This window comes from Pseudosulfitobacter pseudonitzschiae (genome assembly GCF_002222635.1).
GTDB lineage: Bacteria > Pseudomonadota > Alphaproteobacteria > Rhodobacterales > Rhodobacteraceae > Pseudosulfitobacter > Pseudosulfitobacter pseudonitzschiae_A.
The window spans coordinates 2,380,666-2,393,095 of record NZ_CP022415.1 but is presented as its reverse complement, the minus strand read 5'-3'; the positions used below and the strand labels follow the sequence as shown (position 1 = coordinate 2,393,095).

10 protein-coding genes are annotated in these 12,430 nt (G+C 59.8%); 4 read left to right on the top strand and 6 right to left on the bottom strand.

The window, feature by feature from the left end:
- Positions 1–124: 124 nt before the first annotated feature.
- On the bottom strand, positions 125–1,753 hold the full coding sequence (locus SULPSESMR1_RS11600) for an AMP-binding protein (protein ID WP_089420965.1): 1,629 nt from the start codon (positions 1,751–1,753) through the stop codon (positions 125–127).
- A gap of 56 nt (positions 1,754–1,809) precedes the next feature.
- On the opposite strand from SULPSESMR1_RS11600, the gene SULPSESMR1_RS11595 reads away from it, so the two are divergent.
- The 4 genes from SULPSESMR1_RS11595 to SULPSESMR1_RS11580 all read left to right on the top strand — a co-directional run bounded on the left by SULPSESMR1_RS11595 (position 1,810) and on the right by SULPSESMR1_RS11580 (position 6,679).
- On the top strand, positions 1,810–2,796 hold the full coding sequence (locus SULPSESMR1_RS11595; RefSeq protein WP_240311468.1) for a DMT family transporter: 987 nt from the start codon (positions 1,810–1,812) through the stop codon (positions 2,794–2,796).
- 82 nt (positions 2,797–2,878) lie between these two features.
- Positions 2,879–3,532: a sulfotransferase family 2 domain-containing protein gene (locus SULPSESMR1_RS11590; protein WP_089420964.1), complete on the top strand. Its 654-nt coding sequence runs from the start codon at positions 2,879–2,881 to the stop codon at positions 3,530–3,532.
- Positions 3,533–3,721: 189 nt separating this feature from the next.
- Entirely contained in the window at positions 3,722–5,506 is a 1,785-nt protein-coding gene (locus SULPSESMR1_RS11585; RefSeq protein ID WP_089420963.1) for an SLC13 family permease, read from the top strand.
- Positions 5,507–5,644: 138 nt separating this feature from the next.
- Complete coding sequence (locus SULPSESMR1_RS11580) at positions 5,645–6,679, top strand: fatty acid desaturase (protein ID WP_089420962.1); 1,035 nt, start codon at positions 5,645–5,647, stop codon at positions 6,677–6,679.
- A 156-nt stretch (positions 6,680–6,835) separates the two neighbouring features.
- Here the strand turns inward: SULPSESMR1_RS11580 and SULPSESMR1_RS11575 are convergent, their stop codons facing one another.
- The 5 genes from SULPSESMR1_RS11575 to SULPSESMR1_RS11555 all read right to left on the bottom strand — a co-directional run bounded on the left by SULPSESMR1_RS11575 (position 6,836) and on the right by SULPSESMR1_RS11555 (position 12,389).
- Positions 6,836–9,040, bottom strand: coding sequence for a 3-hydroxyacyl-CoA dehydrogenase NAD-binding domain-containing protein (locus SULPSESMR1_RS11575; RefSeq protein ID WP_089420961.1), 2,205 nt, complete (start codon positions 9,038–9,040; stop codon positions 6,836–6,838).
- Positions 9,037–9,948 carry a hypothetical protein gene (locus SULPSESMR1_RS11570; protein WP_089420960.1) on the bottom strand — a complete coding sequence of 304 codons (912 nt, stop codon included), beginning with the start codon at positions 9,946–9,948 and terminating at the stop codon, positions 9,037–9,039. The genes SULPSESMR1_RS11575 and SULPSESMR1_RS11570 overlap by 4 nt, the downstream gene beginning before the upstream one ends.
- 3 nt (positions 9,949–9,951) lie before the next feature.
- Positions 9,952–11,163, bottom strand: coding sequence for an acetyl-CoA C-acetyltransferase (locus SULPSESMR1_RS11565; RefSeq protein WP_089420959.1), 1,212 nt, complete (start codon positions 11,161–11,163; stop codon positions 9,952–9,954).
- 28 nt (positions 11,164–11,191) lie between these two features.
- Positions 11,192–11,824, bottom strand: coding sequence for a glutathione S-transferase family protein (locus SULPSESMR1_RS11560; protein WP_089420958.1), 633 nt, complete (start codon positions 11,822–11,824; stop codon positions 11,192–11,194).
- 352 nt (positions 11,825–12,176) lie between these two features.
- Positions 12,177–12,389 carry a hypothetical protein gene (locus SULPSESMR1_RS11555; protein WP_089420957.1) on the bottom strand — a complete coding sequence of 71 codons (213 nt, stop codon included), beginning with the start codon at positions 12,387–12,389 and terminating at the stop codon, positions 12,177–12,179.
- Positions 12,390–12,430 lie beyond the last annotated feature (41 nt).

The following is a 12,430-nucleotide window of genomic DNA, read 5'->3' as shown; positions in this document are numbered from 1 at the left end:
GCTCGGACGGCCTTGTGTATTTGTGGCAGCCTAGCACGTTGAAATGCGGGCGCAAAGCGACAGGAGAGGTGTGGAACCGGGGCCAGCCCCGGACCCCGGAGTTTTACGGGCAAGATGAAGGGGATCAATCGAGAGAGGCTGCCTGTGCGCGTAATTCGAATTTCTGGATTTTGCCTGTGGATGTTTTCGGCAACTCGCAAAACACGACACGTTTAGGGGTTTTGAAACCGGCCAGCTTGTCGCGGGCAAAGGCGATCATATCTTCGGCGGTGGGGTTGGCACCGGATTTCAGCTCGACAAAGGCGCAAGGCACCTCGCCCCATTTTTCGTCCGGTTTTGCCACCACGGCGGCAAGGTTCACATCCGGATGCGCCATCAGCACGCCCTCGACCTCGACCGACGAGATGTTTTCGCCACCCGATATGATGATATCCTTGGCGCGGTCGGCAATCTGGATATAGCCGTCGGGGTGCTGCACAGCCAGATCGCCCGAGTGGAAATAGCCGCCCTCGAACGCCTCTTGCGTGGCTTGGGGGTTTTTGAAGTACCCCTTCATTACCGAATTGCCGCGGATCATGATCTCGCCCTGCTGGGTGCCGTCCAGTGACACCTGCACCATCCGATCGGTCATCACCGTGATGTCCTCCATCATCGGCATGGCGATGCCCTGACGCGCCTTGATGGCAGAGCGCGCGTTCTGGTCCAGTGCGTCCCAATCTTCGGCACGCCACAGGCATTCGGTGACATGGCCATAGGTTTCGGTCAGCCCGTAGACCTGTGTGACGTTGAAGCCAAGCGTTTCCATCTTGGCAAGGGTGGTGGGGGCAGGGGGCGCGCCTGCAGTGAAAACCTGCACCTGATGGTCAAAGGCGCGCCGTTCGTCGGGGCCTGCGTTGACCATCATGTTCAGCACAATGGGTGCGCCGCCGAAATAGGTGACCTTTTCGTCGGCAATTGCGTCATAGATCGCCGCCGCTGTGATGTCACGACAGCACACCAGCGTGCCGCCCAGCAGGGGCATCATCCACGTGTGGTTCCAGCCGTTGCAGTGAAACAACGGAACAATGGCCATGAACACCGGCTGTAGGGTCATTTGCCAGCTGACCGGCGTGCCCATTGTCATCAGGTAAGCGCCGCGGTGATGGCACACAACGCCCTTGGGGCGGCCGGTGGTGCCCGAAGTATAGTTCAGCGCAAGGCTTTCCCATTCGTCCAGTGGCATGTGCCAGTCAAAGGCCGGATCGGCGCCTGCGAGCACGTCTTCGTACACCGGATGCCGCCCCGAGGCAGGCCAGCCGTGAGCGGCATCGGGCACTTCGATGATTTGCAAGTCCGAGCCGGACTGCGCCTTGGCCGCTTCGGCCAGTTCTATGAACTGGCTGTCAGCCAGAACCGCCCGCGCGCCGCCGTGATCAAAGATATAGGCAACCGTGTCCACATCCAGCCGCGTGTTGATGGTGTTCAGCACAGCGCCGCAGGCGGGTACACCGAAATGCGCTTCGGCCTGTGCGGGCAGGTTGGGGATCAGCGTGGCGACCACATCACCCGAAGCCACGCCCATCGCCGCCAAAGCCGAGGCCAGTCGCGTGCAGCGGTCGTGGTATTCGGCATAAGTCACGCGGTGATTGTCGTAGACCACAGCAGTGCGTCCGGCAAAGGCAGTGCGGGCGCGGCGCAAATGCGACAGCGGGGTCAGCGGCACATGGTTGGCGGCACATTTGTCCAGACCGGTTTCATCGCTCAGCCAACCCATTTCGCTATCTCCCTATTGCTGCGACCCACGCATTTGTGCGTTGTATGAAATCAACTATGGCAGAGGGCAGAGCGTTGCAAAAGAAAGATAACCGGGTAAAGGCAACCGCACCTCGTACCCTTCCTGCTGCAGGTGCGTCTGCCGGTCCGGTGACGCGCCCGTGGATGGCCGCCAGTTCCATGCTGATCGCAATGGTGTTGCTGGGGTTTGTCGACAATTTTGTTGCGCACATCGCCACCGAAATCAGCATCTGGCAATTCCTTGCCGTGCGATCGGTGATGGCGCTTGCGTTGGTGGCAGGATTGTCGATGGCGGGTCTTGGCACGCTCAGGCCGCAACGCCTGTGGGCCGTGGCGTTGCGCAGCCTGCTGATTGCGATCGGGATGATGTGCTACTTTGGCTCGCTTGCTTTCATGCCCATCGCGCAATCGTTGGCGGGGCTGTTTACCTCGCCGATCTTTGTGCTGCTGATGACGGTTCTGGTGCTGCGCCAGAAGATCGGCCCGTGGCGGGTGATCGCGGTGGTTGTGGGCTTTTCCGGTATTCTTGTTGTGCTGGGCGTGCAGGACGGGCTGCCTGGCTCCATTCTGCTGCTGCCGGTTGCAGGCGGGTTCTTTTATGCGATGGGGTCGCTGGTCACGCGCATTCTTTGCGCCGAGGAAAGCACCGTTTCGATGCTTGCGGGTATCATGGGCCTGCAGGGACTGATCGGGGTATGTGTCCTGACTGGTCTTGCCCTGATCGCCCCAACGGTCCCCGACGGTGCCGCAGGCTTTTTGCTGCGCGGCTGGGTCTGGCCGATCCCCACGATCTTTCCGCTGATCGTGTTGCAGGCTGTCGTATCTGTGGCGGGTGTGTTCTTTCTGATCCGCGCTTATCAATGGGGCGAAGCCAGTCAGGTCAGCGTGCTGGAATATACGATCATGATCTTCGGTCCGTTCTTCGGCTGGTTGCTGTTGGGGCAGGTGGTGACGTCGTCGATGATCGTTGGCATCGTGCTGATCATGATTGCGGGCCTTATCATCGCGGTCCGCTCGAAATAGGCGCGCATTCTTTTGGCATAAAATATCCCCGCCGGAGGCATAAAATCTTATGCTCATCGGCCCGATCCGATAGATACCGCATATGATCCTGTCCACCGGTCGCCAATATCTGTTCATCCATGCCCCCAAGACGGGCGGCACCTCTATGGCGCTGGCGCTGGAGGCGCGGGCGATGAAGGATGACGTGATGCTGGGCGACACCCCAAAGGCGGTCCGGCGCCGCCATCGGCTGAAAGACGTGCAAACGCGCGGGCGGCTGTGGAAACACGCGACGTTGGCCGATCTGGACGGGTTGGTCACGCCGCAGATGCTGGCGGAGTTGTTCGTCTTTACGCTGGTGCGCAATCCGTGGGACCGTGTGGTCAGCTATTACCACTGGCTGCGCGCGCAAAGCTTTGACCACACTGCTGTGCAACTGGCGCAAAATCTGAGCTTTCATGACTTTGTCCTGCACCCGCAGACCCGCGCCAGCCTGCGCGGCAGTCAGGCCCGCCATTACATCACCGATGCCTCGGGGGGCGAGCGTTGCAATCTGTTCATCCGGCTGGAGCATCTCGCCACCGACATCGCCCCGCTTGAGGCGCACTTGGGCTTTGCACTTGATCTGCCCCATGCGAACCGGTCCTCGCGCGATGTGGGTTATCGGGGATACTATACGCCAGACAGTCAAGCGGCAGTAGCCGAGGCTTGTACGGATGACATTGAACGGTTCCGCTACAGCTTCGATCCGGCCTGAAACGCCTCTTTTGCTCCCAGCACGCGGAAAAAAGCCTTCATGCTCGGGAACTTGCCGAAATTCGACACGCGATTGGCGAAATCGCGCAGCTTGTGACAGGCGCAGTTGAAAGCGGTGCTGACGGGTACACATATCAAGTGCCGGACCGCACAGCAGTTTCAGGCACGTGTTTCAAGGAGCGCACATTCCATGACCGATGTCATAACGGCAAACGCGCCAGTGATCGCGATTGTCATTCTTATCGGCCTGTTCATCGCCTTTGCGTTGGAAAAGTATCCCCCGGAGGTCACCGCCACGATCGCCGCCGCACTTTTTGTTGTGTTGGGGCTGGTGCCAGGTGATCAGGTGATGGCGGCCTTTTCCAACTCCGCCCCTATCACTATCGGCGCGATGTTCATTATTTCGGGAGCATTGGTGCGTACCGGTGTGCTGGATGCGATGGCCAGTCTGGTCATCGGTCGCGCTCAAAGCAGACCGATCCTTGCCATCGCGATCTTTATTGTGGCCACCGTCGCGGCCTCGGCCTTTATGAATAACACGCCCGTGGTGCTGGTGCTGATCCCCGTGGTGATCCGGCTGGCACACAGCTTGGGCTTTGCGCCGACGCGGCTGCTGATCCCGTTGTCTTACGCGGCCATTCTGGGCGGCACCTGTACGCTGATTGGCACCTCGACCAACATTCTGGTGGATGGCATCGCACGCGAAGGCGGGCTGGAACCTTTCTCGATTTTCGAGATCGCCCCCGTCGGCATTGCTGCGGCCATCGTTGGCGGTGTCGCGATGCTGTTTCTGGGGCGGTTCCTGCTGCCCGAACGCGGCCAGAAGGGCATCGAGGCCGAAAGCAGCGAAACTGTTTTCCTGTCGGAAATCACCGTTTTGCCCCATTTTCACGGTGTTGACGAAACAGTGGGTGAACTGGTCGAATTTCAACGTCCTGGTGTGCGGATCACCGGCGTGCGCAAGGCGGGTATCATTAGCCGCAACAATCTGGACGGGCATGTCTTGCAGAAAGGCGAGGTGGTGATTGTGCAGGCCACCACGTCCGAATTGCTGACGCTGGCCGAAATCAAGGGTCTGCGCGTGGGTCTGCGCCGTTCGGTCGAACTTGAACCGGACGCGGAAGTGCAGATTGTCGAGGCCATTCTGGCACCCTCACGCTGGCACACTGGTGTGCGAATCTCGGATCTGGCGCTTGGCCGTCGGGCAGGTGTGCGGGTGCTGGGCGCGTTTCGGCACGGCCATATCCCGGGCTCTGACCTGAGCAGCGTGCGTCTGCGCCCTTCGGATAAGTTGCTGCTGGAAGGCAACGCCGACGGTTTTGCCGAACTGGCGCGTTCGGGGGATGCGGTGTCGATCACCGAACCCAGCGCACGCGCATTCCGGCGCAGACAAGCGCCCGTTGCCATTGCAGCACTGGTGGCGATTGTGGCGCTTGCGGCGCTGGATGTGATGCCCATTGGCCTGCTGGCTCTGGTCGGGGTTGCAGGTATTCTGGCCTTGCGTTGCATTGACGGCGACGAGGCATGGGCGTCGATAGACGGTTCGATCCTTGTGCTGATTTTTGCGATGCTGATTATCGGGGCGGGTCTGGAATCGACAGGTGCGGTCGAGTTGATCGTATCGGTTCTGGAACCCTTCCTGTCCGGCTTGCCGCCACTGGCGACGCTATTTGCTGTTTATTTCATTGCCTCGATCCTGACCGAGACGGTGACGAACAACGCGGTGGCGGTGGTGTTCACCCCCATCGTGATCCCGCTGGCCACGCAACTGGGCATTGATCCTCGCCCCTTTGTCGTGGCCGTGATGTTCGCCGCCAGCGCCAGCTTTGCCACACCTATCGGCTATCAGACCAACACGCTGGTTTACGGGGCGGGCAATTACAAGTTCGTGGACTTTTTGAAGATTGGCGTGCCGATGAACCTGATCGTGGGCACCACATCGGTCATGGCCATCAGCGTTTTCTTCCCGCTTTAGGACCGTTTCGGGGCGCTGGCACCGGCGCGCCCCGAAATAGGGCTGATTTACACCCGTTTTCCGCTGGTTTGGGCCAAGCTTCGTTTGCAATTCGGCGGCGATGCTCTATGCAGGCAACCAACAATAAAAAGCAGGCACATGCCCGAACATTCAGATTTTTCTCAGCACCAAATTGAGCCACGCGCCGCACGGGAGTGGGTGAAAATCCTGTCCACCTACCGCGAACCCAGCGTCATGCGCAGCGTCTTCGAACTTGTCGTGACGGTGGGGCCGTTCCTGACTCTATGGGTTATGGCATGGTGGGCGATGTCGGTCAGCTATTGGCTGACGCTGACATTGTCATTGTGCAACGCGGCGTTCATATTGCGCCTGTTCGCTATCCAGCACGATTGCGGTCACGGCGCGTTCTTCAACAACCGCACGGCCAGCGACTGGCTGGGTCGTGTGCTGGGGGTGTTGACGCTCACGCCTTATGACGTCTGGCGGCGGACGCATTCCATTCACCACAGCTCGTCGGGCAATCTTGGCCGTCGCGGGATCGGTGATGTTCATACACTGACCGTGGAAGAATACGGCGCGCTCGGGCCGCTCATGCGCCTTCATTACCGTGTGTACCGGCACCCTGTGGTGCTGTTCGGTCTTGGGCCGGGATATCTGTTTTTCCTGCAGAACCGGCTGCCCTTGGGTCTGATGAACAAGGCGCGGTACTGGTTCAGCGCCATGTGCACCAATGCGGTGATCCTGATTGCCCTTGGCCTGATGCTGTATTTTGGCGGGCTGATGCCGATCCTGCTGATTTTCCTGCCCTCGACGCTGCTGGCGGCGACGGCGGGCGTGTGGCTGTTTTATGTACAGCACCAGTTCGAAACGACCCATTGGGCCGCCGAGGAAGATTGGCAATTGCATGACGCGGCGCTGCACGGCAGTTCGCATTATGTGCTGCCCGGCTGGTTGCAATGGCTGAGCGCCAATATCGGTATTCACCACGTCCACCACGTTCACAGTCGCATCCCGTTCTACCGATTGCCAGAGGTGCTGCGCGATCATGTGGAACTGGCGATCAGCAACCGCATGACCATCGGTGAAAGCTTCCGAAACGCGCGGTTGCACCTGTGGGACGAGCAAAGCAAACGCCTGCTGTCATTTGCGCAGTTCAGGGCATTGAAGCGGTAGCAAGCGCCTTTGCCATTGTTCGCAATCCGCGGGACAATATCCACGATCTGAAGGTGCTTTGCGTCACCATTGCGTGTTCTGCCGGTTTTGATAGGGCCATGAACGAAAAAGGGCACCCCGAGAGGTGCCCTTTGTTGTGTTATGCCAAGCTGGCCGTCAGGCCGCTGCGGCCTCTGCCTTGGGGCCAAAACGGCCATAGAACGACTGGTTCTTTTCGGCCATTTCGCGCAGCAGGGCAGGGCATTCGAACCGGTCGCCGAATTTTGCCTGCAACGTGTCGCAGCGCTCTGCCGCATAGGGCGTGCCGAGGATGTCGAGCCAGCTGAACGGGCCACCCGACCACGGCGCAAAGCCCCAACCCAGGATCGCGCCCACATCGCCCTCGCGGATGTCTTCCAGCACGCCCTCTTCCAGCGCACGGACCGCTTCGAGCACTTGCGCGAACATCAGACGTTCCTGCACTTCGATCAGGTCGGGCTGTTCTTCGGCCAGCGGATATTTGTCGTGGATGCCTTTCCAGTATCCCAGACGTTTTCCGTTTTCGTCATAGTTGAAATAGCCTGCCTTGGACTTGCGGCCCAGGCGGCCCTCTTCTTCCATCCACACGATCAGGTTGTCGGCTTCGGACCCCGGATAGGCATTGCCCATCGCGGCCTTGGTCGCTTTCATGATGCGTACCGCCAGATCGACAGAGGTTTCATCGCCCAACTGGATCGGTCCCACGGGGAACCCCAGCTGTTGGGCGGCGTGGTCGATCAGGACGGGGGCCACGCCCTCGGTGACCATCCGCGTGGCTTCGTTGCCATAGGGGATGATGCAGCGGTTGGCATAGAAGAACCGCGCGTCGTTGACGACGATGGGCGTCTTGCGGATCTGACGCACATAGTCCAGCGATTTGGCCACGGCACGGTCACCGGTTTCGGCACCTTTGATGATCTCGACCAGCGCCATGCGCTCGACGGGCGAGAAGAAGTGGATGCCGATGAACTGCTCGGGACGCACCGACGCCTTGGCCAGATCCGAGATCGGCAAGGTCGAGGTGTTCGAGGCAAAGATGCAATCCTCGGGAATGATCGCCTCGACCTTCTTGGTCATCTCGGCCTTGACGCCGGGGTCTTCGAATACGGCTTCGATGATCAGATCACAGCCCTTGAGCTGCTCCAGGTCGGCGGTGGCCGTGATTTTCGATAGCAGCGCCTCTTTCTTCTCTTCGGTGGCTTTCTTGCGCGCGATGCCCTTGTCCATATAGCTGGCGGAATAGGCTTTGCCCTTGTCCGCAGCCGCCTGGTCGCGGTCGATCAGCACCACTTCGATGCCCGCCTGCGCCGACACCAGTGCGATGCCCGCACCCATCATGCCGGCACCCAGAACGCCCAGTTTCCTGACCCGTTGGTCGGGCACGTCTTTGGGCCGCACAGCGCCTTTTTCCAATGCTTCCTTGTTCAGGAACAGCGACCGGATCATCGCGCCCGACGAGGGGTTCATCAGGATGTTGGTGAACCAGCGTGCCTCGATCTTCAGCGCGGTGTCAAAGGGCACCAGCGCGCCCTCGTAGACAGCCGACAGCATCGCCTTAGCCGCAGGGAATGCACCCTTGGTCTTGCCATGTACCATCGCGTTGGCGCCGACAAAGTTCATAAAGCCCGCAGGGTGATAGGGGGCACCACCGGGCATTTTATATCCCTTTGCGTCCCACGGTTTTACCAGATCCGGGTCCTTGGCGTTCAGCACCCAGTCGCGGGCGGCAGCGATCGGGTCGTCGACAACCTCGTCGATCACGCCCGCGCCCTTGGCCTTGTCGGGGCTCAGCATCTTGCCTTCCAGCAGCAGCGAAGATGCACCCATCAGCCCCAGTTTGCGTACCAGACGGGTGGTGCCACCCGCGCCGGGAAAGATACCGACGAGAATTTCGGGCAAACCGATCTTGGCCTTGGGGTTGTTGGCGACAAAAATGCGGTGCGTGGCCAGCGGCAGTTCCAGACCGATGCCTGCGGCGGTGCCGGGCACTGCGGCGGCGATGGGCTTGCCGCCCTTGTTGGTTTTGGCATCCATGCCCGCGCGTTCGATCTTGCGCAGCAGACCGTGCATTTGCATCGTGCCCTCGAACAGCCCCTTGGCAGGATCGTCGCCCGCGCTTTCTTTCATCTTGGCCAGCAGGTTCAGGTCCATGCCTCCTGCGAACGTGTCCTTGCCTGATGTGATCACGATGCCTTTGACCGCGTCATCTGCCAGCGCGTCGTCGACCAGATCGTTCAACTGGCCAAGACCTTCGATCGACATGACGTTCATCGTCTTGTCGGCCACGTCCCACGTGATGATCGCAACGCCGTCGGCGTCTTTTTTCATGGTGAAATCTGTCATTTCTGATCTCCCTTTTCTGGAGTGTAGTCCGGTGTGTTTTCCATGTCGGCGGGGCTGAGCGCCGACCAGTTCAAATGTCCCATGGCCCGCATCACCGTGGTGACGCGCCACAGGCCGTTTTCATTGCGCAGGGTCATCGAGGCGTCCCAAGGAGGCACCACATGGTTGGTGCCACGCATCATATGCATACGGTAGGTTCCGGTCATCTGGTCGCCGTCGATGATCTCGGCGGTTTTGGCCTGACGGATGATTGCGGTGACCCCATGTGTTTTAAAGTCCTGTTGATAGGCGTTGAAGTCCGCGACCACCTGCGCGCGGGTTTCAAAGGTTTCGACCCCCTGACGTGTGACCAGATGAAAGGGCAGGGATACGCAATTCAGCCAACCTTCGATGTCATTGCCGATAAAGGCGGCGCTGATCCGGTCAAGCATGGTCTGAAAGTTTTTCAGACGGTGTTCGGAATCGCGTTTTTCCTGTGCAGGGGCTTCAAATTCCTCCTGCCGTAAAAGTGGCCAGTCAACGGTGTGCAACGAGGAATCCGAAATGCCGACCTTCCATTTGGTGCCTTCACGAAACAGCAGCATATTGGTCAGATAGGGCGCTGCCACATCAACATTGTTCCGGCAAAGCCGTGTGGTGTGATAGCCGGAAATCTGCTGTTGCGAGACGAACTTTGCCGTGTCGCAACTGCGCAGGTAACCGTCGATCCCCTGTTCGGCCAGCAGGTCGCTGTATGCGGTCACGCGGTCGATGATCGAACGGGTGGAGCGGTGCGTGGTGCTGCCGTCCATCGTTTTCATAACAAACGGCAGGCGCGTAAGTGCGGCAAACCCTGCCGCATCCCTGTCGGTCACGGCTTGGGTAAGCTGTGCCAGCAGGTCTTGGTATATCTCACGCGCCGAAGCCATGCGTCAGACCCGTTCGATAATTGTGGCGGCACCCATACCGGACGCAACACACAGCGTTGCCAGACCGATCTGTTTGTCCTGGCGCTCAAGCTCGTCCAGCAGTGTGCCGATGATCATCGCACCCGTGGCACCCAGCGGGTGACCCATCGCGATAGAGCCGCCGTTTACGTTGACCTTTTCATGTTCGACGTTGAACGCTTCCATGAACAACATCACAACCGAGGCAAAGGCTTCGTTCACTTCGAACAGGTCGATGTCGCTGATCGACATGCCGCTTTCGGCAAGGATCTTCTTGGTGGCAGGCACAGGGCCGGTCAGCATGATGGTCGGATCGGTGCCGATCTTGGTGGTGGCACGGATGCGGGCGCGCGGTTTCAGGCCGTATTTCTCACCGAACTCCTTATTGCCGATCAACACAGCGGCCGAGCCGTCCACGATACCGGACGAGTTGCCCGCGTGGTGGATGTGGTTGATTTTTTCCAGATGCGGATATTTCAGCAACGCGACAGCATCGAAACCGGGCATGACCTCGCCCATCGCCTGAAACGCGGGGTTCAGCGCACCAAGGCTTTGCATGTCGGTCTGCGGGCGCATGTATTCATCGTAATCCAGAATGGCCAGACCGTTCTGGTCGCGCACGGTGATCACCGATTTGGCAAACCGCTTTTCGTCCCACGCCTGTTTGGCCCGCTGCTGCGAGGCCACGGCCAATGCGTCGGCATCGTCACGGCTGTGACCGTATTGGGTGGCGATGATGTCGGCGCTGATGCCTTGGGGCACGAAATAGGTGTCCATCGCAACCGAAGGGTCTGCGGCAATCGCGGCACCGTCGCTGCCCATCGGCACGCGGCCCATCATTTCCACGCCACCGGCGATATAGGCCATGCCGGCCCCGCCTTTGACTTGATTGGCCGCAAGGTTCACGGCCTCCATGCCGCTGGCACAGAACCGGTTGATCGCCAGACCGGGGATCGACTGGTCAAGATCGGACGCCAGTACGGCAGAGCGGGCAAGGCAGCCGCCCTGTTCCATCACTTGGGTCACATTGCCCCATATCACATCCTCGACGGCGTGCCCGTCCAGATTGTTACGCTCTTTCAGCGCGTTCAGCGTCAGCGCGGACAGGCGCAGCGCGGTGACTTCGTGCAATGCGCCGTCCTTGCGGCCTTTGCCGCGCGGGGTGCGCAGGGCGTCGTAGATATAAGCTTCGGTCATCAAGATGTCCTTTCGAGTTCAGGATCGGTCAGGCGCGGTCAGCAGGGCTGCCGGGCATCAGGTCATAGGGATGTTTCCAGCCGGGCAAGCTTTCGATGTTGGCCAGCCAGCGGTTGATGTTGTCATGGGCCTTGCGGTTGAAACCGAAGGGCTCGGGGTAAAACAGGTAGCCGCAGCAAGAAAAGTCGGCGTTGGTCACACCGTCGCCCACGATCCAGTCGCGCGTGGCCAGATGATCGTCGAGCGTTTTGTAAGCAGCCTGCAAACGACCGAGGTTGAAATCGATCACCACTTGGGGGCGTTTGTCCTCGGGCAGGAAGTTCATCAGAAAACGGGTCATACCCGCCATCGAACTGAGCTTGTGGTTGTCGAACAGCACCCAGCGTAGCACGTCATATTTATCGGCCTCTGTGCCGCCGAACTTGCCGGTTTTGTCGGTGATGTACTGCTGGATCGCACCGGATTGGCTGATGTGCATGTCGCCGTCGATCAGCAGCGGTGCTTCGCCCATCGGGTTCAGGCTGCGAAATTCCTGTCCGCGGGTGGCACCGCCGAAAAAGTCGACCTTCACCGGTGTCCAGTCCAGACCGGACAGTTCCAGCGGCAACGCGGCCTTGTAGGAATTGCCGGATTCGCCAAAGCAATGAAGTTGCATCGTCATGTATTCAGGCCCCTCCCAAGGCGCGTACGTCCAAAGTCGGACCGGGGGGTTCACACCCCCGGACCCCCGTGGAGTTTGATCTGCAAGATGAAGATGGGAACGATTCAGACATTGTTAACCCCGATGGCCGCAAAGTGATCCCGCGCGGCAGACTGGAGAGTTGCGCCGCGCGCAAGGTGAAGCCCCGCTGGCCGGCCGCATGGGTCAATCCCGAATTGGTCCCGGGCGGCGGGGTGATCCCAAGATGTGGCAGCGTCTTCATCTTGCCCGATAAACTCCCGCCGGAGGCTCCCGCAGGAACCGCGCAGTGCAAGTGGTTTTGTGTCATGCCTTCCTCCCCAAGAATTCCGCTCTAGCGCTTGCGCGTGTCGAGGTCGGCATTGAACAGGCGCAGCCGATGGCCCAGATTTTCCTGATCCGTGACGCTGTCGAAATTCTCGAAAAGAAATGACAGCGCCTCGCCCTCGTCCAACCCCGCCTCGGCGGCGAACTTCTTGAGGCGGCGATAGCCGTCTTCTGTCATGGCGACAGGAAAGCGGCGGGTCAGGCGAAAGCGTTTGGGCATTTGGGCTCCGGTGACAGACCGGACGCACCGTGGCGCATCCG